The following is a 25,176-nucleotide window of genomic DNA, read 5'->3' as shown; positions in this document are numbered from 1 at the left end:
GGCCCGTTTGCCGACGGGCTGGCCGTGGCCTTTGGCTTCGCCATCGTGGCCTGTCTGGTGGCAGCAGTGGCCTCCGCCTTGCGGGGCGGCAAGTACGCCTATGGTGACGGCGAGGAACTGGTGGCTAGCGCAGGGCGCGGAAGTACCTCCACCGCACGAGTTTCTGCACCATTAGCAATACCGGAAACAGCCCGTGCCACGGTTGTTGCGGGGCGGCACGCGTTAGGGAGCGGATACTCAGGTGCACCGCGTCACCGTCACGGTGCACAATGAAGGCTTCCTCTCCGCTGACGGGATGTCCCGGCAGGGTTCTGTAGGCGAAGCCTGAGCGGTCAGGGGTGTCCACCACGGCAACCACCTGCACGGGTTCCACAACCTTCACACCCAGCAAGGATGCGGTGACATTGACGTTCTGGCCCTCCACCACGGGGCCCGGTGTGTCCACGCTGAAGCCGCTGCGGGTTTTAACCTTCCACGTCAGCACGTCCTTCGATGCCCGCTGCCACAGTTCCTCACCGTGGCCCAGGACAGTGGTCACCTCGGAGACCCGGTAGCCCTGCACGTTATAGATCCACTGGCCGCGTTCCGGTGCCGTCCGGCAGCGGGGCCGGTCACCTTGGGGCGCCCAGGAGAGACCGTCCGGATCCTGACGCCACGTCTGCCGCGATGGCGCATCCGCCGGAACCTCGCAGAGCCAGTAGGTTGCGTCGGGATCCCAGCCAGCCAATACGGACGAGTATTTTTCATCGATGGTGATCTCGCGCCCGGCCGTTGTCAGGTACCCACCCATGGTGAGGTGGACGGCGTCGTACTTCTCTTTCAGCATGGACCAATCCGGCATGAGCCACTTCCCGTTGCGCCCCGTGGTCCGGTACCAATCCTGACGCTTGGAGGCCGTCACCTCCAGTGAGTGCTCGCGGCACAGCCTGGCCCAGTCTTCGGGGGAGTCGATCTCGTAAATCCGGGCTTTGGCAGGCGGAATGAGCGCTTCGAGGACGGCCTCATCCTCGCCGAAGCCGTCCTCTACGAGCCACAGGCCAACGGGGCCCAACCGAACGGGACCCAACTCCGTCCCATGCATCATGCGGGTGCTGGTGGGCAGTGCCCAGGGCGGGCGGGACCACCAATCCCCGCTCCAGTTCGAGGTGGGGTCGCTGGGGCGTTCACGGACGGCGTTGGCCTCGTCCTGAGGAGTTTCCAGCCGCCACTGTGTGAGCGTCTCGGCGGTGTTTCCCTTTGGCGCGGGCGGACGTGGCGGGTCCGCAACGAAGGCAGCGTTCCACTGGGCTGCAGGCTCCAGGGGAGACGTCCACCAGTGCGTCAGCGGCGAATCCGCTAACTGCTGGGCAAAGCGATGTAAGGCGCGGCGCATTGCGGGGGTGGCGGCCAGGACGTCGTCACCGTCCGGCTCCTGCCAGTAACGGGCCGAGTTGACTGTAGAACTGAGCGCTTCCAGAAGAAGGGACTCCGTGAGCGTGGGCAGCGGCACCGCCTCCAGTAGAGCGGCCACGTCCTGGGCCGTGGGGTTCGGAACCGGCTGCTCGGCGCCGGGTCCGAAGAGAACAGTTGACGTGCCGCGATCCGGGTCGCGGTTGTAGGCGGCGTAGAATCTGGCCGACCCAAAGCCGCCACTATCCTGCCCTGTGCCGCAAGATTCCGTGGCTACCGCATCGGCGGCCAAGCCCGCAAGCTCCAAACAAAGCCGCCGGCCACGGGGCCCGGCGAGCAGAGCGGCAGGTTCCAGAACACGGCGATTTTGTGGCATGGCCCTAGCCTACCGGCACCGTCAGTCCAGCTGGATGCGGACGCTCTTGCCTGTCAGTTCGCCATGAAGTGTGAATTCGAGGGAAAGGTGCTTGACCCCTGCAGGCGGCTCGGGCAGGAACACCCAGGAGGCGTCCCACTCGTTCCCTGTGCCTGCTACCTTGCCTGCCACGCGTTTGTACTCGGTGTCGTGGTTATCGGAGATGACGACCTGGACCGGGGTAAGCACCGTCTCGCCCGGCATGACGGGAGCCCGCCCCGCAGTTTCCCGGCCGTGGGCTTTGCGTTCCGCCACCCAGGCTTCCAACGCGGCGCTATGGGCGCCGTCAAGTTCCATGGTGACCTCGCCTCTCACCCCGGCAAGATGGACCCTGATGCCCCGTTCGCCCGGAACACGCCACATATGTTCGGGGATGTTGTCCGTAACTTCAACCCCAGCAAAGCGCACGGCCACGTCCTTGTTCGTGGCAATGATGAGGTCTGCGGGTGCCCATACGATGCTTGTCATGCTTTCAGGCTAATCCACGTGCGGCGCCAGTGACAGGCCCGCACTAGCGGTGTCTTTACGGCTTGCGGGCAGCCCAACCGGTGCGGTGTCCACGCACCTGCAAGTCTCCACGGCGTTCCAAGGACTCCGGTCCGTCACCCAGCAGCAACTCGAGAGATGCCATGTCTGCGGAGGAGGCCGCGTCGGTAGGGGAGGCCGCGTCGGTAGGGGAGGCCGCGCCAGCGAGCGTCTGGTGGATGCGTGCTAGGAAGTGACGGGCATAGCGAGCGGCAAGTTCCGGCGTCGAGCTTCCCACGGTGGGGAACGGGCGGCGCTGGACTGTGAATCCCACGCTTGCCAGGACGGGCTGCCAGTCCGGGAAGTGGTTCCAGCCCATGCCGGCCAGGATTTCATGGAGGCGCGGCTCCAGGCCCGGTGCCAGCGGCGAGCCTGCCGGCAGAGTTTCGGGGAGGAAGCTGGGCAGCCCGTCCATTTCAAGGACTAGCAGCAGACCGCCTGGATTCAGTGCGGCGAACATGTCCGTCAGAACGCGGTAGGGATCGGCCACCTCGTGCAGGGAGGAGGACGCCCACAACAGATCCGCTGTTATTTCCGACGGCCAGGCTTCATCAAGATCGGTTTGGATCCCACGCACGCGAGCCCCGACCCCATTCTCGGCTGCCGCCGCACGGGTCATGGTCAGCATCTGCGCCGACTTATCTAGGGCGGTGACTGCTGCATGCGGGAATTGCTGTGCCAACGCAACCGTGCCCACACCGGATCCGGCACCCACATCAATCATTGTCTCCGGCTCCTTCGCAGCAAGGGATGCTGCCCAGGCGGTGGCCTCTGTCAGGTAGGAGCCGAGGATGCGGGCGTCTAGGTTGAGTGTCTGCGCTAGTTCGGCGTCGTTCGTGTGAGGGTGTGCGTGGCCTTGGGCGTGTTTTTCGTGTTCGTGGTTGCTCATATTTCCACGGTAGCTTTCCAGTGCTGATAACGCATACACTTTTGCGTATGACGCAAGAATCTGTTGTTGATGCCCTGATCCGCCAACGGATCCGCAGCCTCCGACTGGCGCGCGGCTGGTCGCTGGAGAACCTCGCTTCCCGGTGCGAGCTCAGCCAGTCCACCCTCAGCCGCCTTGAAACCGGGCATCGGCGCATAGCGTTGGACCAGCTGGTACCCATCGCCCGCGCTTTTGGCACCACTCTGGATGCTCTAGTGGAGACAGCGGACGATCAGGATGTGGTCATCCGCCCTCAGCCCGGCCACTCACAAGGCCTTACCACGTGGGTACTTTCCACGGGAGACGGCCTGAACGGCAAGACCGTCGCCAAAATGCGCATCACCCCGGACCGGCCCCACCAGCTCGGAGTGCACCCCGGTCGGGACTGGTTTACCGTTCTAGCCGGGATTGCGCGGCTGGAACTGGGGGAGCGAACCATCCTGGTACACCCGGGCGAGGTGGCCGAATTCTCCACCATGGTCCCGCACGCCATTTGCGCCCACGAGGGTCCTGTGGAGATCCTCTCCATTTTCAACCACGACGGCGAACGAGCCCACCTTCACGACGCTCCCCACGCGGCGGGGTAGTGGGAGAACTAGTCCGAGGCCGTGCGCTGGCTCCCACTGCCAGCCAGCCGTGCTGTCGGTATTGCCTCAATTCATTGTAATGATACATTGAGACAAAGAAATCAGAACTAAGGGGAGTCATGTCAACTGATGTAGGAGTTTCCTGGGTACTGCTAGGAATGTTCGCACTGCTCGCGGCAAGCGTGGCAGCGGCTTCGCAGTTCCGCCGATTCAGGCAGAGCCAAATGCAGAGGTTTTGGGATCGAGTGGGCCTTCCCATGGGAACGGATGAGATCAATACCTCCGTTGCCCGCAGGCTTCACCGCAGCGACACGGCACAGTGGCTTGGTGGCCTTGCCGGGACCTTGGTTGCCGCTACCGTGCTGCTGTTGACACCCACGCCTGGGCCCATCTTTGGTTTCTCGTGGCTCGTGGTACTTCCCGCGTTCATCATCGGCATGTCCACCTTTGACGTTGCCCTGGCGCTGCGGGACTCCCTCTTTACCAAGCGTGAGGACTCCCCACGCATGGCCAGGGCGGCGGCTGTCGATGCTGCCGACTACATGAGCCCTTGGCGGCGAGCAACAGCACCACTTCTCCTTGCGCTGGCAGTTGCCCTGGACGTCACCGTCCTCGCCATGGGAGCGGCCGGAAAGGTCAACGGAGGCGCCTTCTTGCAAAGTATGGCATTGCCCTTCCTGGTTCTCGCCCTAGTGGTAGCAACAGGATCCAAACTGGTTTCCCAAAGGATGCTGCAACAGCCCCAACCTGTTAGCGATCCCCTGGAATTGGCGTGGGATGACGCCCTGCGGGCGGACACATTCCGGAAGTTGGGCCAATTGAGTGCTGGGTTGGCGTGGCTGGCACTGGCCGCCGCCGGACTCGGTTTAGCCGAGGCAATCGACCCATCCCACACTTCATCACTCTGGTCCCCCTATGGGGAACTGGCCATTTCGTGGGGATTCATCGCCATCGTCATGTTCTTCGGCTACGGCGGAGCCTACAACTACTTCCGCCACCGGCTGTGGACCAACACTGCTTTCGCTGCCACTACACAGGGCCCTGCCCCGAGCACCCCGTACCAACCATGATGCTCACCGTTGACCCTCGTTCAGCTCTGCCACCCTTCGAGCAACTTCGCGCACAAATCTTGCGTCTCATCAATGAGGGATCGCTGGCACCAGAAACACGGCTACCTACGGTAAGGAAACTCGCCGCCGATTTGGCCTTGGCACCCAACACCGTGGCCCGCGCTTACCGGGAACTTGAACTAAATGGCGTCATTGAGACCCGCGGGCGCCACGGTACCTTTGTCTGCTCTCATGAGGATCCCATCGTGCACCAGGCCCAAAAAGCGGCCGCAGACTACGTCCATCAAATCCGGTCCTTGGGGCTTGGTGATGAGGCCGCACGCAGCCTTCTTGAAAGCGCATTGGAAGTGAGGTCAACAGACCTGGGTATGCCTTAATATGGACAGAATGGTGCCCACCGCGCGTAGACCACGCCCCTTTTCCCTGAGCTGGCCAGAGCTTGCCCTGCTGTTCATCACGATTCTGTGGGGTGGGACCTATCTGGTGATTCATTTGGCCATGAAATACAGCGGACCCATGTTCTTCGTGGGTGTCCGCTTCGGTGTTGCCGCACTTGTTGCCAGCCTTATTTTCCATCGCACCCTGCGCGGCATGACCCTGGCTGATGCGGGCGCCGGTGCCGCCATTGGCATCACGATTTTCTTTGGCTATGGTCTGCAAACCGTGGGCCTGCAGACCATCAGCAGCAGTACCTCCGCGTTTCTGACGGCGCTGTTTGTGCCCATGGTGCCCTTTCTCCAGTGGGCGGTGTTCCGAAAACGCCCGCATCTCATGGCCTTTGCCGGAGCAGCGCTGGCCTTCGCTGGGCTAGTTCTCCTTGCAGGGCCCGAAGCCTTCTCGGGGGGTCTGGGTAAGGGGGAGGTCGTGACACTGATTAGTACCGTGGCGATTGCCTCTGAGATTGTTCTGATCAGCCTTTTTGCCACCCGGGTCCACTTGGGCCGCGTGACTGTTGTGCAGCTCCTTGTCTGCAGTCTTTTAGCTTTCGCGTCTATGCCGGTTGTGGGTGAGGCTGTTCCGGAGTTCTCTTGGATATGGCTTAGCGCTGGGGCCGGGCTTGGCCTGGCTAGCTGCGTCATCCAGCTGACTATGAACTGGGCGCAAAAATCTGTGGACCCCACCCGGGCAACCATCATTTACACCGGGGAGCCTCTCTGGGCGGGCGTTTTCGGCCGTATCGCGGGGGACCGGTTGCCTGGCCTTGCGCTAGTGGGTGCTGCGCTGATTGTCCTGAGCGTGCTGGTCAGCGAACTCAAGCCGCAGGGACGCAAGGTTGCCGGGAACCCGTCCACCGCCGTGGTGCTTCCCGAGAGCGGGCCGCGCGGCTGAGCCCTGATGGGCAGAAAGTTGCTCCGGTAAGGATTATCCGGGATGCCCCTTGGCGTGGCGGCAGACGCTCCAGCGGGGGATACGCCGCCGAACTTTCCCTATCTAGGACGCCACGCACTAACGGTCCATAACTATTAGTTTGTAACTAATAGTTATGGCAGACTAGCGGGCATGGATTACGTTACTTCACCCCATGACCCCCAATTGCTGAGGGGAGTGCTGCCGATGCTGATTCTGTCGCTGCTGCACCAGCAGGAATCGTATGGCTATGACCTGGTTGAGAGGCTGCGCGCGGTGGGCCTGTCCGGGCTGGCTACGGGTGCCGTGTATCCGGTGCTGAGCCGATTTGAGCGTGATGGGTGGCTCAGTAGCTACCTGCAGCCTTCAACTTCGGGTCCGGCCCGCAAGTATTATGCGCTCACTAACTCCGGCGAACAGGCCCGTATGGGAGCAGTTCGCAAGTGGCGGGAAATTGTTGAAGTAGCCAATAGGGGACTAGCTACGGCCGGAACGCACCCTGGCCCTGAATCAGAGCGGAACATGGCCTGAACATCGAAGACAAAAACTCTGACAATGCAACCCAACAGTTCTTCGGTGGCAGCGGTGCCTTGAGCAAGTCGAAGCGGCTGGGAGTCCGGCATGCGATGGGCAGGAACTGGTATCTGTTCAAAGTTGAGTGGTATCTGGAGAGTAAAGTATCAGGGCGTCGCCGAAAGAGTATTCTCGCTGATCTGCGTGAGGGTATTGGGTTGGCTTGTGAAAAAGTGAAATATCCGACGCTAAGGTTCTGTCGAGCGCCGTAGTGGTCTGCATTTGCCGGGTTTGATCTGGTTGTTGCGTGGCCAGGTGTAGTCGCCGGTGAGGTTGATGTGTTCCCATCCCAGGGGTGAGAGCATCTCCAGGGCTCAGGACTCCCGACATGGCGATTTAGCAGATGTATAGCCAAACGCAAACGGCCCACAATCTGCCGCGGCGTCCTGGACCTCCCCAGATCCTCCCTCAGCCGCGCGGCAAGGATCTGGTTCGTCTCGGTTTTCCGTGTCTCCGGGCGCCTGCGCTACCGCCCGGCAGAGCAGGCAGCACTCACGGGCCGGTAGCCACGGGTCTTCGTCGAGTTCCATCGACGTTCGCGCCAAATAGTGGTGTGGTCCCGGCCGAGATCAACACCGATCTGCCGATCCGACTTGCCAGCCAGGATGCCTACAGCGATGTCCGCCCGATCCGAAAACGACAACCCCTGCTTCCCGCCAGCAACTCCACTGCTCCGCCAACTTGTTGCTTCGAGGGTACGACACCGACCGCGCCTTGCCGCGTGAAATTGGTAATCCGTCAAAACCATTGCGGGTGTATCTTAGTTGTGCATGGCTGCTATATGGCGGGAAATCAACAATCTAGGCGAATGGTGGACAGGCCCACGGGGAGATTCGTGGCTATTGTGCACGATAAACAATCAGAGATACCGGAACTTGAAATTAAGTAAAAGAAATTTCCAAGAAATATCTCACTCAATTCCGACAAGCCTGCTGTGAGTTGTTATAGTCAAGGTGAACTGACGGCAAATCTCAAGAGGTAGGTCTTCGATCGTCCGAGTTTTGAGCCAGGTCTGTGACTCTGCCTACTTCTATCCGCGCCAGCTCTTTACTACTCAAGTTACTACTCAAGCGATGTTCCCAAGGGGGAGAAATGTCCTTTAAGAAGAAATTTGCACTTCTTGGTCTCACGGCGGCCTTGTCGGCTGGTGCTCTTGCGCCCGCCATGGCGGCATCCATGAACGTTGGAGGGGGTGTGTTGGAGTATGGAACCAACGGTTCAGTGGCTTATTCTAACTACTTCCATGCACGAATGAACCACTACTCGACCGTTCAGGCCAACGGGGCGAACTATAGTTCAGGCTGCACTGTGGCCAATGCTTGGTCGTTCAAGTCCGTTACCCAAATCCCGGGCGTCAGCTACCAGTACTTCTACAATTTCTGCTAAATAACTCTAAAATAGCCCTCGCCCCCCCGTAGCCGCGCTGACATCGGGTGGCAAGGGCTATTTTTGTTGTCATCGTATATTTTGCGTAGATTCCTCTTCCGAACGATAGAAGCATTGATGGTTCACAAGATTATTGGGTTTGTTCACTTTGTAATTGCAGTCTTTTCAGTATTACTTGCCTTAGGTTTCATGTCGGCTTCGGACGAGATCGTGCTCCAAGGTGCGGATATGAATCTCACCGTTGGGGGTGACGTCCAGAATGTTGATATGCGCGCTGCCTCGGCATTCATCCAGTCCGCAGCATTGGAACATCAGGGAAATATTGCCAGGCTTGTTCCTGATCTGCGCAACCCCACCTCTCACCGCAATCTATATCTGGCTGTGGGAGCTAGTTCGGCCAGTTCTGCTTCATGGATTGAGAAAGGATATCCGGATTTTACGCGATCTATGACCACAACGGTGCAGCCCTTCGCGAAGATCTCATCCTTGGATGTCCGCGGTCAATATGTTGTTTTTGGATCTAGTTCCTTGGAACAAGCAGTAATCACCGGGCTTCAGGGCATGGGACTGGAAGTTAGTACAGCGTCCGTTAGTCCATTGGAGACTTTCAAATGGTTCCTATCCACATCGGGGCTCGGAAACAGTTACATGGTCCTGGCCCTAATAGTCATTGTTAGCGCCGGAGCCGGGGTGATCCTCAATGCTAGAAGCTACGCTATTCAGCGGCTCCAGGGTGGCTCGTACTGGACATCCCTCGGTCGGGATCTAATTGCTTTGGCACGGTTCACAACACCGATTTACGCTGGACTCGCTGTGATCACATTAGTCGCACTGTACTTCTATAACTCACTCCATCAGGTTGCTGGATTCGCTTGGTTCGCTGCCCTGGTGGCTGCCAGCTTGTCGACAGCAGCCCTATTGACTCATGGTGGGGTGTTGCTGCTTGCTTGGAGGGTTCCCCTCATAGCTGCCGTAAAGGGACAAATCCCTGCGAAGAGCACCCTCGGCGCCGTCTACGTAGTCAAGATCGTCGCTTCCTTCCTTGCCTTTGGTATCGTTTCGGCGACTCTGGTCTTGGGCGGACAGGTCCTGGGGCAGCAAGAAAGCAAGGCTGTTTGGGCCGCCAACAGCGACCTCTCCATGCTTCAGTTCAAAACCAACCTGTCGCAGGAAGAATTCATGCAGCACGGTCAGCTCTTTGGTCAAGCTGCAAGGAAGGCCGACCGAGACGGGACCGTGGTTTTCGCCCAAATGTTCCCCTTTGAGGCGCTCCAGTCCTATGACCCGAATGGGACGGTCGCCCCCGTGTCGGGACCGCCGGTGGTGTATGTCAATTCGACCTATCTCAAACGCGAAACTGTGCTTGACGCTCAGGGCCAACGAATCCTTCCATCAGACACTGTCCGGCTTTTGGTACCGAATTCATTGAAACCAGAGCTGGAAAAGATCTCCGAAACGGTTTCGTTCTCGATTGGCGTGGATCGCCCCGTAAAAGAGACCGTCCTCATTGCAGACGACCAGCGCATCAATGCCTTCTCCTCTTTCGACGGCATTCAAGCGGACACATCTTTTCCCAATGCAGTCGTCCTTGCGGTGCCCTCCGGCGGTACATGGATGCCCGATGGCGACTACTACGCGTACGCAACCAGTGGAGGGCTCCTGTTCACTGATCCGGAAGACATGATCGCCAGAACCGATCAGGCGGGAGCCTCAGGGTTTGTCACAGGATTCCGCCCAGCAGCTCTAGACGCAAGTGCCACTTTCCAAAAGGATGCGGCAGCCTTCCGCAACCACCTCTTCAGCATCGGCGCAGCACTCTTGGTCTTGCTGGTCACCTCCCTGGGCGCCGCTCTCGTCTACACCCGCAAGAACGCCCAAAGAATCTTTGTTAGCTTCATCCACGGTTGGCAGTCTTGGCAAGTCAACGCGTGGCTGCTAGCCGTAGAGTCCGCCGCAGCAATTGCACTGATCGGTTATGGGATCGCTCTGGCAGCAAAGGACGCAGCAGCGACAGCCGCCGGATCTACGGGAGCCACCTCACCTATCCTTCGAGAATCACAACCACTCGTACAATGGGCGCCTACCATCGCCCTAGCCATTGCACTCCTCAGCGTCACATTCACCCTACTCGCGCTGCGGGGCTATAAAACTTCACTGATCCGTTCACACTCGGCGGACGCATAGAAAGGAAGGATTCGATGATTTCTGCACACGGACTCACAAAGACGATCGGCCAACGCACTCTCTGGGAAGAACTCGATGTCACCGTCAATAGCGGTGAAATGATGGCCGTCCGCGGACCCAGTGGGTCGGGTAAATCCACGTTACTAAACTGCCTTGGTCTCCTCGAGCCCCTCACCGCTGGCCACGTGCTGATACAAGGTGCCAATACCACCTCTTACAACCAGCGTCAACAGCGCATCTTTCGCCGCGATACCCTCGGCTACCTATTCCAAAATTACGCCTTAATTGAAAACACGAGCATTCACGACAACCTCACCGTGGCCGGCGGAGAGAATCGCAAACTAAGCCGCACTGAGAAGCACAAGGTCTACGAAGAAGCGCTGGAACATGTTGGACTCACTGGACGTTCCAGGGACCTAGTTTACGAACTCAGTGGTGGCGAGCAACAGCGAGTGGCCCTCGCTCGGTTGCTCGTAAAAAAGCCCGTATTTATCCTGGCCGATGAACCCACCGGAGCCCTCGATGACGACAACGCAGACATGGTCATAAGTACCCTTCGCTATCTGGCCGAAAAGGGAGCAAGCATCCTCATCGCCACCCATAACGATCACGTCGAATCACGATGCGACACCAGTCTTGTCCTTGAATCCCGCGCACTAGTCCCATAGACCCAGCCAGCGAGGAATTGGCAGCAAAGAACGATGGTGGTGACAACTGACGAGATCTCGACTGTCCAAACGGGGGGTTCTCGTCTCCTAACAGGACAACTTAGGTGTTGACCGTCCCGTTGTTTCACGATGGTGCCGTGACGGCTTTTGACGAAGGTTGGTCAGTGAAATGCCCCGCCGGGCTGGTCCCGGCGGGGCATTTGTTGGGGTCGCCTACTGGTAGCGACTCCGAGTAGGGCTGGGAGCCGGCTTGGATGTGCATGGCCACGTCCCCGGAAGTTCGGGTCTCGCGTGACAGGAAAAACAGCAGACTGAGCAGGAAGAACCAGATAGACAAAGTAGCCATCACAAGCGCACTGCCGGGCGTACATGTTGTGGTTGGGGTGGCTTGTGAATTCGTCGAGTATCCGGGCCAAGCCAAGCCTCCACGATGTCCGGTAACGAACGTTCGCGAGACATTCTGTCTTCGGTTTCGTGGCCCTCGGATTGCCGCAGCCGATTTTGTAACGTTTGCCGTGTACGCGTCAATGTAACGCTCAACCGGGTTGGTGATACATTTTGGTGATGCGAATCGGATATGGGCGTGTCTCAACACGCGATCAGCACCCCGAGGCCCAACACGACGCCCTGCGCGCGGCGAGCTGCGAGCAGGTGTTCCTCGACACCGCCTCGGGAAAACTCGCCCGCAGGCCCGAACTCGACAAGGCGCTGCTCTCGGCCAACCGGTCCGGCGACCAGCTTGTTGTCACCAAGCTGGACCGTCTTGGGCGGTCGTTGGAAAACCTCATAGACCTGTCCAATACGCTGCAGGAGCGCGGCGTGGACCTGGTGGTCCTGGACCAGGGCATCGACACGTCATCACCCGCCGGACGTATGTTTTTCCAGATCCTCGGCTCAATAGCCGAGTTCGAACACGCGCTGATGTCCGAACGGACCCGCGACGGGCTAGCCGCCGCCCGGGCACGAGGGCGCACCGGTGGGCAGAAACCAAAACTCGGTCCCCGCCAGGTCAAGCTGGCAAGGGAAATGTATGAGGAAAAGGATGCCGACGGGAAACGTGCCCATACCGTCGAGCACATCGCCCAGGAATTCAGCGTCAGCCGTCCCACCATCTACCGGCACCTGGCCAAACCATGACTCGCGGGCATGGCTCTCCGCAGCAGCGCGAGGACAAGACCGTACTTCGTGGCCTTCCAACTAACTAAGGATTTCTAACATGGTCCTTCGTTCCTTGCTCACGACTGCCGAACGCGGCCAAGTCCTTGAAATCCCCACTGGTGCCGGGGTCCTCGCTGCCCACTACACACTCAGCGAAGCAGACATGTCGTTGATTCGCCAACGACGTGCGGATGCCAACCGGTTGGGCTTTGCCATCCAGCTGTGTCTGCTTCGGCACCCGGGTATCGCGTTGGCCGACGACACCGAAGTGCCCCCTGAAATGATCGATTGGGTCGCGGCCCGCCTGGCCATCCCGGCCGAGGCCTGGGATGAATATGGGACACGTGGGGAAACGCGGCAAGAACATGGACGGGAGATTCGCGCGTACCTGGGCATGTCCGCATTCGGTATCAAGGACTTCCGTCAGATCGTGGAACACGTCGACGAGGTGGCCGCACAAACAGACAAGGGCCTCGTCTTGGTCGAAGGCGCGCGGGACTTCCTGCGCTCAAGGAAGGTTGCCTCGCCCGGGGTGGGGGTCATTGAAAGGGCCTGCGCGCAGGCCCTGACCCGGGCGAACCGGCGAATCTACGCCATCTTATGCGACCAACTCTCCCAGGAGCACCGAGGGCGTCTGGATGGTTTGTTGCTTCGCCGCACCGATAGTTCCTTGACCGAAATCGGCTGGCTGCGGCAGGCACCACTGCGACCCAACGCACGGTCGATGAACGAGCACATCGACCGACTCACGACCTGGCGTGCACTTGACCTGCCCTGGGACGCCGGCAAACTGGTGCACCGGAACAGGTTGCTGAAGTTGGCCCGCGAGGGCGCCTCGATGACCGCGGCAGATCTAGCCAAGTTCGAGCCCGGACGCCGGTACGCGACTCTGTTCGCCATGTCCGTGGAAAGTATGGCAACCGTCACCGATGAAATCATCGATCTACATGACCGAATTATTGGCCGGATCATTCGCACCGCCCGGAACAAACAAAACCAGAACACCTTGGCCTCCCGTGCAACCGTCGCAGCCATGATGCGCCTGCACTCCAAGCTCGGCGATACCCTGATCGCAGCCAAGGAGAACGGTGAAGATCCCTTCGCCGCGATCGAAACTGCGATCGGTTGGGAGTCCTTGGCTGAAAGCATCGCCCAAGCCAAGGACCTGACCCGGCCAGCCCTCGAGGACCACCTCGCGCTCGTCAGCGCCCACTTCACCACGCTGCGCCGCTACACCCCGGCATTTCTTGCCGTCCTCGACCTCCAAGCAGCCCCCGCCGCCCAAGACCTGGTGGCCGCAATCACGGTCATCCGCACAATGAATACCACCGGAGCCCGAAAGATCCCGGAGGATGCACCCACGTCGTTCATCCGGGCCAGGTGGAAGCCACTGGTGTTTACCGAGAACGGCACAGACCGTGGATTCTACGAGTTCTGCGCCCTGGCGGAACTCAAGAATGCGCTGCGCTCAGGAGACATGTGGGTCACCGGCTCCCGGCAATTCCGTGACTTCGATGACTACCTGCTGGCCGGCTCCGACTACACGGCCATGAAGAACGCCGGGGACCTTCCCCTGGTCACAGCCAATGGCGGCGAAGAATATCTCAAGAACCGTCTTGCCCTGCTTAGTGAACGGCTGCACCAAGTCAACGCCCTGGCGTCCCGTGATGAGCTGCCCGGGGTGCTGATCACGGCCAGCGGCGTGAAGATCACCCCGCTCGAGACGATCGTGCCACCACACGCCCAACCCCTGATCGATCAGGCCAGCGCCATGTTCCCGCGAATACGAATCACCGACCTTTTGATGGAAGTCGATGGCTGGACGGGCTTCACCCGCCACTTCACCAACCTCAAGTCCGGCCAACCCTCCAAGGACAAGCAGCTCCTGCTCACCGCAATCCTGGCCGACGGAATCAACCTGGGCCTGACCAAGATGTCAGAGTCATGCACCGGCGTCACCTACGCCCAGCTCGACCGCCAGCAGGCTTCCCATATCCGGGATGAAACCTACAGTGCCGCCCTGGCCGAGCTGGTCAATACCCAGCACGCACACCCATTCGGCGCGCACTGGGGCGATGGCACCACCTCTTCCTCGGACGGGCAGCGCTTCCGCGCCGGTAGCCATGCCGAATCCACCGGGCATGTGAACCCGAAATACGGGTCCGAGCCCGGACGGATGATCTACACGCATGTCTCTGACAAATATTCGCCCTTCCACAGCAAACTGATCAATGTCGGGGACCGCGACGCGACCTACGTCTTGGATGGGCTGCTGTATCACGAGTCCGATCTGGCGATCCAGGAGCACTACACCGACACTGCCGGGTTCACCGACCATCTCTTCGCCCTCATGCACCTGCTCGGATACCGGTTCGCACCCCGGATCCGCAACATCGGCGACACCCGCCTCTACACACCCACCAACGATCCGGGACTGTCGACGTTAACTCCGTTGATCGGCGGCACCATCAACACCAAAACCATCACCGCACACTGGGACGAAATCCTTCGCCTGGCCACATCCATCAAAACCGGCACCGTGACCGCCTCCCTAATGATGCGCAAACTCGGCGCCTACCCACGCCAAAATGGCCTCGCTACCGCACTGAGGGAACTGGGCAAACTGGAACGAACTCTCTTCCTGCTGGACTGGCTCCAAGATCCCGACCTGCGGCGCAAGGTCACAGCCGGGCTGAACAAGGGAGAAGCACGGAACACCCTGGCCCGTGCCGTTTTCTTCAATCGTCTGGGAGAGATCCGCGATCGATCCTTCGAGCAACAGCGCTACCGGGCCTCGGGGCTGAATCTTCTCACCGCGGCCATCGTTCTCTGGAACACGGTCTACCTCGACCGCACCATCACCACCTTGAACCAGGAGGGCAACGCCACGGACCCCGACCTGCTGCGGTTCCTCTCACCCCTGGGATGGGAACACATCAACCTCACCGGCGACTACACCTGGCCCCGCAACAACCAGATCAAACGCGGCAAATACAGACCACTACGGCGCTCGACAAAACCTTAGCGTCGGATATTTCACTTTTTCACAAGCCACCCCGTATTGACGCCGAAACGCATACCTGCAGTTTGCAAGAAGTCCTCGCTGGATTGGGCAGGCCGGGGGAGTTGGCAGCTAGCTACGCCGAAGGGGAGCATACTTCTGGGCCGTTGTGGGGAACGGGGGTAGCCGCAGCCATGATCATACTCTTGGCTTACTGGCTGTTCTTTTCCACCTTCGTCGCCGGAATGTTGGCCATTGTGGGACAAACAGGAGGGGAATTTGAGGCTCATTTCTTGTTCGTCAAAGTCCTGGCCTTCTCAGGGGACAACGGAGTGGGCATTGGCTGGAGCGGAAAAGCTGCACTATGGGTTCCTCTCATTCTTGCCGCGGCGGCCTTCATCCCCACAAGCCGGTTCTGGCGCATCTTCACACGTCGACGCTAGCTGCACCGCTTCTTGGTTTCGCCAGTCCCGGGCCGAGGAAAGCTAACCGGGCCATACCCCTGGATCCGGCAAAAAAGTAGCACCTGCAGACAAGCCATCCCACGAACTGGTGCACTGTAGTTGGGCACTGAGGGGATTAGGCTGGTGCCATGGATGCACAAGAAGTACAGCTTGACAGCTACCCGGACGGCACCGTAGAGGCACGGCATTTTCGGATCGAAACGAGGCAAGTCCCGGAGCCCCATGAAGGGCAAGTGCTGGTGAGGCTGCGCAGGCTGGGCCTGAATGCCGGGCTCGCTAACAGGATTGGGGGTCCGGACACCCCCTACGGGCCAAGCATCAAAGCCGGAGACGTGCCCGCCAGTGACGGCGTGGTGGAGGTCTTGGAATCCCGCAGCGCGGCGTTTAAACCGGGCGATTTGGCGGTGCGAAAATCACCGTGGCGCAGTATTGACATTGCAGCAGAGGATGAGCTGCGCAGTATTCCAGCCCTGGGGTCCGGCATTCCGTTGGAGGCCCACCTGACAATACTTGGACATACCGGCTTCACCGCGTACACCGGAATGATGCGCTTTGGTGAGGTACAAGCGGGGGATTCGGTCTTTGTCTCCGGGGCGGCCGGCGGAGTGGGCAGCTGCGCCATGCAGTTCGCCAAAGCCGTTGGCGCCACCGTCATTGGCAGTGCGGGTTCACCCGAGAAAGTTAAGCTCTTGGGCACCTTGGGCGCCGATGCCGCTTTCAATCACCGTGACGGCGCGGTACTGGATCTGCTCAGTGCTGCGGCACCAACTGGGATCGATCTATTTTATGACAACGTTGGTGGGGAAGCGCTGGAAGCCGCGCTGGAGCACCTGCGCTTCGGTGGGCGCGCGGTGATCTGCGGTGGCGCGTCGCAATACGCGAGGGGGAGTGAAGTCAAGGGCCCCTCGAATTACCTGCGCATGGTCTACCAGCAGCTGACCATGCGCGGCTTTGACGTGACATCAAACGAGGACTTGCGCCCAGAATTCGAAGCCGAGGTTGCCACCTGGTTACGCGCAGGAAAGGTTCGCAGCGTCCACACCCTCGTCATTGGATTCGCCAAGATCCCTGAGGCGTTCGCTTCTTTGCTTACTGGCGGCAATAGCGGGCGCATGATTGTCGATTGCGATAGCTGAGAGTCTAAGACTGAGCCAACGGCGACGATCACGTAAGTGCCCATAGTTGCCGTCCAGACTCCAGCACGCCCCTGGACCTTGCCATGCAGCTAAGCTGTAGCGTTCAAAGGGTGCTCCTGCGCCGGTCTCGACCCACGAGGTGTGCATTTTTTCGATCCACCATGTATCCACCAGTTACCGGTTCGGAAGGTGCGATTTGACGTTACTTGACATAATGCAGATTATCGGCGCAATATTGCGAGTGCTGAAATGTCGGGTTTTCCAGGTAAACCGAGCACTACCTGTAGTGAAACCATGTCTGCAGGACAACCGGGTCGTCATCCTGCACAAGATAGCCGAGGCGGCGCTCCTTGGTGATTCTCCTGGACCATGCGGTGCGAAGACCAACCTGATTCACTGAGCTCAGGCTCTTCTAAAATACCCGCATTTGACTGCTGGCGACTTTCGCTCAGGCGGCTTGCATTCGCGGGCACCTTGAGTAGGTGTACTGTCTGCTCAAGTGCGTCATATTCATCCCGAGACAAAAGGGTGACGTTGGACTTCTCGAAGTGATTTGCACTGCCATACGGTCATTGTTGACCTGTTCAATCAGCGGGAAAAGATTCTTCCAGACCTCAGCAGCCCGTCCCGGTTACTCCGCCACGTACGCTGCCAAATGCTGGCCAGTCAGCGTCTGCCGCGAAGCCACAAGCTCAGCCGGCGTGCCCTGAAAAACTATTGATCCGCCGTCGTGCCCGGCACCGGGACCAATGTCAATAATCCAGTCAGCATGAGCCATAACGGCCTGGTGATGCTCAATGACAATGACTGATTTGCCCGAATCCACCAGACGGTCCAGCAGGCCCAACAGCTTCTGAACATCCGCTAAGTGCAGGCCTGTGGTGGGCTCGTCCAGGATGTAAATGCCGCCCTTCTCCCCCAGGTGCGTGGCCAGTTTGATGCGCTGGCGCTCACCTCCGGACAGCGTGGTCAGCGGCTGTCCCAGCGTGAGGTAGCCAAGCCCGACGTCGGACAAGCGCACCAATATCTTGTGGGCCGCAGGCAGCTTGGCATCGCCGTCGGCAAAGAATTCCGCGGCCCGGTCCACGCTCATGGACAGCACCTCGCTAATGTTCTTCCCGCTCAGGTGGAATTCCAGCACGGCAGCCTGGAAGCGGCGGCCTTCACACTCCTCGCACATGGTGGAGACGCCAGCCATCATCCCAAGATCTGTATAGATGACCCCAGCGCCATTGCAGGTGGGGCAGGCGCCTTCAGAATTAGCACTGAACAGGGCGGGTTTGACGCCATTGACCTTGGCAAAAGCCTTGCGGATAGGCTCAAGCAGTCCCGTGTAGGTGGCGGGATTACTGCGCCGGGAGCCGCGAATGGCGCCCTGATCCACCGTCACTACGCCTTCACGCCCGGATACGGAGCCGTGAATGAGGGAGCTCTTGCCCGAGCCGGCCACTCCTGTGATCACCGTCAGAACGCCTAAGGGAATGTCTACGTCCACGTCTTTTAAGTTGTTTTCACTGGCGCCGCGGACCTCCAGCACACCACCCGCATTGCGGAAGGATGCTTTCAACCCCACCTTGTCATCCAAGTGCCGCCCGGTGATGGTGCCACTGGCGCGCAGACCTGCAAGGTCTCCTTCGTACACCACCTCTCCCCCGGAAGAACCGGCCAGCGGTCCCAGGTCAACCACATGGTCGGCAATGGCGATGGCTTCGGGCTTGTGCTCCACGACCAGCACCGTGTTGCCTTTATCGCGCAGTTGCAGCAGGAGCTTGTTCATGCGGGCGATGTCGTGCGGGTGCAGGCCGATCGTCGGCTCGTCGAAAACGTAGGTGATGTCCGTCAGGGAGGAGCCCAGGTGGCGGATCATCTTGGTGCGCTGCGCCTCTCCCCCGGACAGCGTTCCGGCGGGTCGGTCCAGGGACAGATACCCTAGGCCGATCTCCACGAAGGAATCAAGGGTCTCCCCCAGCGCCTTCAGCAGCGGGGCCACCGACGGGTCCTTGACCGAACGCACCCAAATGGCTAGGTCGCTGATCTGCAGGGCACAGGCATCGGCGATACTCACGCCGTCGATGGTGGAATTACGGGCGTGCTCCGCCAGCCGGGTGCCTGCGCATTCTGGGCAGGTGGTGAACACCACGGCACGTTCCACAAAGGCGCGAACATGCGGTTGCATGGCGTCCACGTCCTTGGACAGCATGGACTTTTGCATCTTGGGGATGAGGCCCTCGTAGGTGACGTTGATGCCCTCGGCCTTGATCTTGGTGGCCTCCTTGTGCAGGAGATCGTGGAGCTCTTTCTTCGTGAACTTTCCCAGCTTCTTGTCCATGTCAAAGAAGCCGGAGCCGGCGAAGATGCGCCCGTACCAGCCGTCCATGCTGTACCCGGGGACCAGCAGAGCGCCTTCGGACAGTGACTTGCCGGCGTCGAAAATGGCGTCTAGGTTGAAATCGTTGACCTTGCCCATGCCCTCGCAGCGCGGACACATGCCGCCGGTAATGGAGAAGCTGCGCCGCTCCTTGACCTTCTCCCCCGCCCTCTCAATCGTGACGGCGCCCGCGCCGGAAATCGAGGCAACATTAAAGGAGTAGGCCTGCGGTGAGCCGATGTGCGGCTGGGCTAGGCGGCTGAAAACGATCCGCAACATCGCGTTCGCATCCGTCACGGTGCCCACGGTGGAGCGCGGATTGGCGCCCATCCGCTCTTGATCGACGAGGATGGCGGTGGTCAGGCCCTCTAAAACATCAACGTCGGGGCGCGCCAGCGTGGGCATGAACCCCTGCACGAACGCACTGTAGGTCTCATTGATCATCCGCTGGGATTCCGCGGCGATGGTGCCGAACACCAGTGAACTTTTACCCGAACCTGACACTCCCGTGAACACCGTCAGCCGGCGCTTGGGTATCTCGATGCTCACGTTCTTGAGGTTGTTCACCCGCGCACCCCGCACCCGGATCATCTCGTGGCGATCAGCCGGATGCACGCCATGGGAGGAAGCGGTGGAGGACGTGTGCATGGATTCTCGATTCACTGGGTCAGGGTGCTTGGAATGTGCGACGGCGGCCGGCATCTTCCATTGCCGGCCCTAGTTTACATGTGGGGAGCCGGCGCTCACTTCTCCAGTCCTGCCCGGTGCAGGATGCCTGCAATCACTGCGCTTTTCGCGTTGGAGTAGGCGTTCATGTCCGGCCTGTCACGACTGACCAGGATCCGCTTGGTCTCCTCATACACCCTGCGGTCCGCAGGGTCGCTGCGCAGCCTGTTCCGCAACAGCAGGTAGGCGTCGGCTGCGGGAGCGGCCGCTTCCATGACGTGGACGTGCACATCCAGAGCGGACGTACGCACCATGCGGTGACCCGGTCCCCGCACCCGCACGTTGGCGTCTTGCAACACTGCGAGGATCTTTTGCTCTTCGAACCGGTAGCGGTCAGGCCGCTTCAGATCATAGTCAACTACGGCGATTTTGCGCTGTTCCACCCCACCAATATGTTCGGTCCGGGTGACGTCGGGCTGGCGCCGGTACTCAGCCACGGCTTTCTCCCCCGTCCACCAGCGACGCCAGCTGGGCTGCGTCGCGAAGGTACGCTCCGGCGTCGTCCGCCAGTGCCGGTTTGCCCAGCTCCCGCAGGCGGATGATAGCAACGTGCAGGAGCTCATCCTAGGTGGCGCTGGAGCCGTAGGAGTCCAGCAGCAATCCGACACGCCTGCGTGCGTGGTCCATTTGCGGGGCGAAGTCGTTGTGGGAGATAACCTCGGCGGGCATCCTGACCGGTGACTGCTAGTGGGCGTCGTCGGTCAGGACGGTGTCCTGCCACACCCAGCCCACCCACCGGCCGCGGCCACGTAATCCAAATAGCGGTGCACCGGGGGCGTCCACGGGCCGGCGTTGCGCAGTACGGTGTCGCCATCGCGTTCGATGGCGAACGTGTTTCCAGGTTGCTGGGTGGGGTGGGTGATCAGGACGCGGCGGTCGTGTTCTCCACCACGAACAGCTCACAGGTGTCGTTGTAGTACTTCTTCGTAGTGCCCTTGTGCTCCATGCCAATGCGCCGGCAGACACTTTGGGAAGCCGTGTTCGCGGAGTTCGTCACGGCCACTACTCGCTCCAGACCGGAGGCAAAACCATGCTCAAGGACAGCCTCTGCCGCTTCCGAGGCGAAGCCATTGCCCCAGTGGTCGGGGTGGAAGTGCCAGCCGATCTCCACGTCCCCGGACGGTTCCGTGGGCTCCTCGCCGGACTTCGGGATGGGCTTGAGCAGTAACGTGCCAACCTGCACGCCGTCATCCTTGCGAGTCACGGCCCAGATGCCGTGCACTGGATGGTCCAGGGCCTGAAAACTTTTGAGCTTCGCCACTGCCTGGGTACGGCTGTCCATGACCGTCGGCTCAGTTCCAATGAACCGCTGAACTACCCACCGGGAGTACAAGTCAAAGACAAAGTCAACATCGGTTTCTTCCCAAGGACGCAGGATAAGGCGTTCGGTACTAATAGCTTTTGTCATTAACACATTATGCACGGCTGATCGAAAACTGCTGGTGTGCTGCGGATTCATGGGTAGGCGCTTACGTAACAAAAGCCTCAGCGGCAGAGGCAGTGGCAGAGGCGCAGGCAAGCCACTTATATTATGCGCACGGCAAGAGCCCCATCATGCGCCAGTGAATAAGTGGCGCCTTCGTAGCAGACGGGCCGGCGCAGACAGAACGCCACTGCGGGACGTGGCGGTTACGCCTCCAGTAACTGACGCAATACGTACTGCAAAATACCGCCGTGGACGTAGTACGCTTCCTCGGCAGGTGTGTCGATGCGCAACCTGGTGGCGACTTCGCGGGTTTCCCCCTCTGACTCGATGCGCACCGTGACCTCGCGCGGCAACGGGTTGGCACCAGCCAAGCCCGTGATCGAGTACGTTTCAAAGCCTGTCAGGCCCAGGGACTCTGCCGTCTCGCCTTCCTTAAACTCCAGAGGCAGCACGCCCATGCCAATCAAATTGGAGCGGTGGATACGCTCAAAGGACACGGCAATGACGGCCTTGACCCCCAGCAGCATGGTGCCCTTGGCAGCCCAGTCACGCGAGGAGCCGGATCCATAGTCAGTCCCCGCAATCACCACCAACGGCGTCCCCTCAGCCTGGAAGGTGTTGGATGCCTCGAAAATGGTCTCCGTGTCCCCGTTAGGTGAGCGCTTGGTGAATCCACCTTCGACGCCAGGCACCAGCTGGTTGCGTAGGCGAATGTTCGCAAAGGTGCCACGGATCATGACGTTGTGATTGCCACGGCGTGAGCCATAGGAGTTGAAGTCGGCCTGGGCAACACCGTTCGCCTGCAAGTACTGACCGGCAGGAGAGGACTTCTTAATGTTCCCAGCCGGGGAGATGTGGTCCGTGGTGACCGAATCCCCCAGTAGAGCCAACACCCGCGCGCCCACGATGTCCTGAACAGGTTCCGACTCCCGTCCCATGCCATCAAAGTACGGTGGCTTGCGCACATACGTGGACTCGTCAGACCAGGCGAACATGTCGCCCTCCGGCACCTCCATACCGCGCCAGTTTTCATCTCCGTGGTACACATCCGCGTAGCCGTCCGTGAACATTTGCGCCTCAAGGCTGGCGTTTACCACGGACTTGATCTCCGCCGTCGTTGGCCAGATGTCCTTCAAGAACACCGGTTCCCCCGAGGAGGAAGTTCCCAGTGGCTCCTTCAACAGGTCCACATGCATGGAGCCTGCGAGCGCGTACGCGATGACCAACGGAGGTGAGGCGAGGAAGTTCATCTTCACTTCGGGGTGGATGCGGCCTTCAAAGTTACGGTTTCCGGAGAGCACGGCGGAAACGTTCAGATCCTTGCTGTTCACGCCAGCGCTGACTTCGGGGATGAGTGGTCCGGAGTTGCCGATGCAGGTGGTGCAGCCGTATCCGACCAGGCTGAACCCAATCTTGTCCAGGTACGGGCTGAGCCCTGCCCGGTCAAGGTAGTCGGTGACGACGCGGGATCCGGGGGCCAGTGTGGTCTTCACCCACGGCTTGCGGTCCAGGCCAAGTTCCACGGCCTTTTTGGCGAGCAGCCCGGCGCCGATCATGACGGAGGGGTTGGAGGTGTTGGTGCAGGAGGTGATGGCGGCAATGACGATATCGCCGTGGTCCAGGTTGTGCTTCACCCCGTCGAGCACAATCTCAACGGGGTCGCTGGGCCATTCGAGTCCTTCCCCGGCGTCGTCCAAGTACTGGTGGGGCGGTTCATCGCGCTGGATGCGAGCGCTGATGGCCACGGGGTCGCTGGCGGGGAAGGATTCATCTCCGGCGTCGTCGAGTCCGCCTGCCATGACTGCCACTTCCTGTGACTCCCCCGCAAGCAGTCCGCGCACGGCACGTGCGGCGCTGCGCAGCGGGATCCTGTCCTGTGGGCGTTTGGGACCGGCGATGGAACTCTCCACCGTTGAGAGGTCAAGTTCCACCACCTGGCTGTAATCCGGGGTGTGTTCTGGATGGTGCCACATGCCCTGTTCCTTGGCGTAAGCCTCCACCAGCTGGATCTGGTGTTCGCTGCGGCCGGTGAGGCGCATGTAGTCAAGGGTCTCGGCGTCGATCGGGAAGATGGCGCAGGTGGACCCGTACTCGGGGCTCATGTTGCCCAGGGTGGCACGGTTGGCCAGCGGCACATTGGCCACGCCGGGACCGAAGAACTCTACGAACTTGCCTACCACACGGGTCTTGCGCAACAGCTCGGCCACGGTGAGCACCAGGTCCGTGGCGGTGGTGCCCTCGGGCAGCTCACCGGTGAGTTTGAAACCCACCACCTGCGGGACCAGCATGCTCATGGGTTGGCCCAGCATGGCGGCCTCCGCCTCAATGCCACCCACTCCCCAGCCCAGCACGCCCAAGCCATTCACCATGGGTGTGTGTGAGTCCGTGCCTACCAGAGTGTCCGGGTAAGCCTGCTTCACGCCGTCGCGCTCGCGGGTGAACACCACGCGGGAGAGGTATTCCAGGTTCACTTGGTGGCAGATCCCCGTATCTGGCGGCACCACGAGGAAGTCGGCGAATGACTGTTGGGCCCACCGCAGCAGCTGGTAGCGCTCCTGGTTGCGCTGGAATTCAAATTGGGAGTTCTTCGAGACAGCGTCGGGGCGGTTGAAGACATCAGCAATGACCGAGTGGTCAATGACCAGCTCGCCGGGGATCAGCGGGTTGATCTTGGCCGGGTCCCCGCCCAGATCCGCCATGGCGTCACGCATGGCCACCAAATCCACCACGCAGGGGACGCCGGTGAAGTCCTGCATGAGCACCCGGGCCGGCGTGTACTGGATCTCCTTGCTGGCCTCGGCTCCCGGATCCCACTCCCCCACGGCACGTACCTGCTCGGCCGTGACCAGGTTCCCATCCTCGTTGCGGAGCAGGTTCTCCAGCAGAACCTTCAGGCTGTACGGCAACCTGGCCGAGCCCGGAATTTTGTCCAAGCGGTAGATCTGGTAGCTCTCACCGTCAACGGTGAGTTCACTGCGTGCATCGAAACTGTTGGAAGACATGACAATCCTCTGATCTCTGCGAGCCCTTTAAGCCACCATAGCCCTCACCCACGCAATGGCAAGGGGGTGGGCAAAGGCTTGACACAATGAGATGGTAAATAATCCACTGGAGGACAGCATCATGAGGCATGTTTTGACCGAGGAGTACCTGCGCGAATCTATTGCCGCCGTGCTGGAATCCGCTGGGTTGGAATCCGCTGGGCTGGAATCCGCTGGGCTGGAATCCGCTGGGCTGCCCGAGATTGTGCAGGCAGGCCACCCCGCACTGCGTGCCCGCGCCCTTCCCTTCACGGGTCAAGTCAGTGACACGGATCTTGCCCGGCTCATCGAGATCATGCGAGCTACCATGCATGCAGCTCCCGGGGTTGGATTGGCCGCACCCCAGCTCGGCATACCGCTGCAACTAGCCGTAATCGAAGATATGTTCGAAGTCAGTGTGGAGAATGCCACCGCCCGGCAGCGCGAACCTCTAGAACCATTCACTCTCATCAACCCTCGCTACACGCCACTTGGCACGGAGTTGGCGGCCCACTACGAGGGCTGCCTGTCCATGACGGGGTGGCAGGCGGTGGTTGAGCGCCCCAGCGCTGTTGAACTGAAGTACGACGACGAGCACGGCACTGCGCAGACCCGCCAGTTTTCGGGGTGGCAGGCGCGCATAGTCCAACATGAGAGTGATCACCTCTTCGGCACCCTCTATATAGACAAGGCACACACCCGCTCGCTCGCCAGCAACGCCCAATACAGTCAGCACTGGGCCAATCCGGACATTCTTGCCGCCAGGGAGGGGCTGGGGTTCTAGGGTGGCACCCCTAAGATTGGA

At 60.3% G+C, this 25,176-nt stretch carries 22 protein-coding genes; 13 read left to right on the top strand and 9 right to left on the bottom strand.

Annotation, left to right across the window (positions count from 1 at the left end; translation table 11 throughout):
• Positions 1-124: 124 nt before the first annotated feature.
• From ABIB48_RS01895 to ABIB48_RS01885, 3 genes are read right to left on the bottom strand one after another with little or no spacing between them, the layout of a single operon-like run.
• Positions 125-1,765: a DUF1990 family protein gene (locus tag ABIB48_RS01895; RefSeq protein ID WP_354211616.1), complete on the bottom strand. Its 1,641-nt coding sequence runs from the start codon at positions 1,763-1,765 to the stop codon at positions 125-127.
• A gap of 21 nt (positions 1,766-1,786) precedes the next feature.
• Entirely contained in the window at positions 1,787-2,272 is a 486-nt protein-coding gene (locus ABIB48_RS01890) for a hypothetical protein (protein ID WP_354211614.1), read from the bottom strand.
• A 55-nt stretch (positions 2,273-2,327) separates the two neighbouring features.
• Complete coding sequence (locus ABIB48_RS01885; protein WP_354211612.1) at positions 2,328-3,218, bottom strand: class I SAM-dependent methyltransferase; 891 nt, start codon at positions 3,216-3,218, stop codon at positions 2,328-2,330.
• A gap of 47 nt (positions 3,219-3,265) precedes the next feature.
• Between ABIB48_RS01885 and ABIB48_RS01880 the strand changes: the two genes are divergently transcribed.
• The 5 genes from ABIB48_RS01880 (at position 3,266) to ABIB48_RS01860 (ending at position 6,792) form a co-directional block, all read left to right on the top strand.
• The gene (locus ABIB48_RS01880) at positions 3,266-3,844 is read left to right on the top strand and encodes a helix-turn-helix domain-containing protein (RefSeq protein ID WP_354211610.1); all 579 of its coding nucleotides are present in this window, start codon (positions 3,266-3,268) and stop codon (positions 3,842-3,844) included.
• A gap of 119 nt (positions 3,845-3,963) precedes the next feature.
• On the top strand, positions 3,964-4,914 hold the full coding sequence (locus ABIB48_RS01875; RefSeq protein ID WP_146213053.1) for a hypothetical protein: 951 nt from the start codon (positions 3,964-3,966) through the stop codon (positions 4,912-4,914).
• Positions 4,911-5,291: a GntR family transcriptional regulator gene (locus ABIB48_RS01870; RefSeq protein ID WP_306457003.1), complete on the top strand. Its 381-nt coding sequence runs from the start codon at positions 4,911-4,913 to the stop codon at positions 5,289-5,291. The genes ABIB48_RS01875 and ABIB48_RS01870 overlap by 4 nt, the downstream gene beginning before the upstream one ends.
• A gap of 10 nt (positions 5,292-5,301) precedes the next feature.
• The gene (locus ABIB48_RS01865) at positions 5,302-6,243 is read left to right on the top strand and encodes a DMT family transporter (protein WP_211315134.1); all 942 of its coding nucleotides are present in this window, start codon (positions 5,302-5,304) and stop codon (positions 6,241-6,243) included.
• Between the two features lie 171 nt (positions 6,244-6,414).
• Positions 6,415-6,792, top strand: a complete 378-nt coding sequence (locus tag ABIB48_RS01860; RefSeq protein WP_110106791.1) for a PadR family transcriptional regulator — start codon at positions 6,415-6,417, stop codon at positions 6,790-6,792.
• A gap of 508 nt (positions 6,793-7,300) precedes the next feature.
• On the opposite strand, the gene ABIB48_RS01855 is transcribed toward ABIB48_RS01860, so the two are convergent.
• Positions 7,301-7,477 carry a helix-turn-helix domain-containing protein gene (locus tag ABIB48_RS01855; protein WP_170120978.1) on the bottom strand — a complete coding sequence of 59 codons (177 nt, stop codon included), beginning with the start codon at positions 7,475-7,477 and terminating at the stop codon, positions 7,301-7,303.
• 449 nt (positions 7,478-7,926) lie between these two features.
• Between ABIB48_RS01855 and ABIB48_RS01850 the strand changes: the two genes are divergently transcribed.
• The 7 genes from ABIB48_RS01850 (at position 7,927) to ABIB48_RS01820 (ending at position 16,831) form a co-directional block, all read left to right on the top strand.
• Positions 7,927-8,220 (top strand): lactococcin 972 family bacteriocin, encoded by a 294-nt coding sequence (locus tag ABIB48_RS01850; RefSeq protein ID WP_110106788.1) that lies wholly within the window; start codon positions 7,927-7,929, stop codon positions 8,218-8,220.
• Positions 8,221-8,448: 228 nt separating this feature from the next.
• Entirely contained in the window at positions 8,449-10,404 is a 1,956-nt protein-coding gene (locus tag ABIB48_RS01845) for a bacteriocin-associated integral membrane family protein (protein ID WP_146213052.1), read from the top strand.
• Positions 10,405-10,418: 14 nt separating this feature from the next.
• Positions 10,419-11,072 (top strand): ABC transporter ATP-binding protein, encoded by a 654-nt coding sequence (locus ABIB48_RS01840; protein WP_110106786.1) that lies wholly within the window; start codon positions 10,419-10,421, stop codon positions 11,070-11,072.
• 564 nt (positions 11,073-11,636) lie between these two features.
• Positions 11,637-12,209, top strand: coding sequence for a recombinase family protein (locus ABIB48_RS01835; RefSeq protein ID WP_110106785.1), 573 nt, complete (start codon positions 11,637-11,639; stop codon positions 12,207-12,209).
• 79 nt (positions 12,210-12,288) lie between these two features.
• Entirely contained in the window at positions 12,289-15,255 is a 2,967-nt protein-coding gene (locus ABIB48_RS01830; protein ID WP_110106784.1) for a Tn3 family transposase, read from the top strand.
• A 62-nt stretch (positions 15,256-15,317) separates the two neighbouring features.
• A complete protein-coding gene (locus ABIB48_RS01825) occupies positions 15,318-15,674 on the top strand; it encodes a hypothetical protein (RefSeq protein WP_170120977.1) in 357 nt (118 codons plus the stop codon).
• 149 nt (positions 15,675-15,823) lie between these two features.
• A complete protein-coding gene (locus ABIB48_RS01820) occupies positions 15,824-16,831 on the top strand; it encodes a zinc-binding dehydrogenase (RefSeq protein WP_354211604.1) in 1,008 nt (335 codons plus the stop codon).
• 277 nt (positions 16,832-17,108) lie between these two features.
• Here ABIB48_RS01820 and ABIB48_RS01815 read toward each other — a convergent pair whose 3' ends face one another.
• The 5 genes from ABIB48_RS01815 to ABIB48_RS01795 form a co-directional block, all read right to left on the bottom strand.
• A complete protein-coding gene (locus ABIB48_RS01815; protein WP_354211602.1) occupies positions 17,109-17,228 on the bottom strand; it encodes a type II toxin-antitoxin system YoeB family toxin in 120 nt (39 codons plus the stop codon).
• A 234-nt stretch (positions 17,229-17,462) separates the two neighbouring features.
• Entirely contained in the window at positions 17,463-19,847 is a 2,385-nt protein-coding gene (locus ABIB48_RS01810; protein WP_354212018.1) for an ATP-binding cassette domain-containing protein, read from the bottom strand.
• A 95-nt stretch (positions 19,848-19,942) separates the two neighbouring features.
• Entirely contained in the window at positions 19,943-20,362 is a 420-nt protein-coding gene (locus tag ABIB48_RS01805; protein WP_354211600.1) for a GrpB family protein, read from the bottom strand.
• 425 nt (positions 20,363-20,787) lie between these two features.
• Entirely contained in the window at positions 20,788-21,333 is a 546-nt protein-coding gene (locus tag ABIB48_RS01800) for a GNAT family N-acetyltransferase (RefSeq protein ID WP_110106778.1), read from the bottom strand.
• A 221-nt stretch (positions 21,334-21,554) separates the two neighbouring features.
• Positions 21,555-24,353: an aconitate hydratase gene (locus ABIB48_RS01795; protein WP_354211597.1), complete on the bottom strand. Its 2,799-nt coding sequence runs from the start codon at positions 24,351-24,353 to the stop codon at positions 21,555-21,557.
• A 91-nt stretch (positions 24,354-24,444) separates the two neighbouring features.
• On the opposite strand from ABIB48_RS01795, the gene ABIB48_RS01790 reads away from it, so the two are divergent.
• A complete protein-coding gene (locus ABIB48_RS01790; protein WP_354211595.1) occupies positions 24,445-25,155 on the top strand; it encodes a peptide deformylase in 711 nt (236 codons plus the stop codon).
• Positions 25,156-25,176: the final 21 nt, after the last annotated feature.

Origin of the sequence: Arthrobacter sp. UYCu511 (assembly GCF_040547105.1) — a bacterium.
GTDB classification, from domain to species: domain Bacteria; phylum Actinomycetota; class Actinomycetes; order Actinomycetales; family Micrococcaceae; genus Specibacter; species Specibacter psychrochitiniphilus.
Note: the sequence above shows the minus strand (reverse complement) of the source record. Positions and strands in the feature narration are given on the sequence as shown.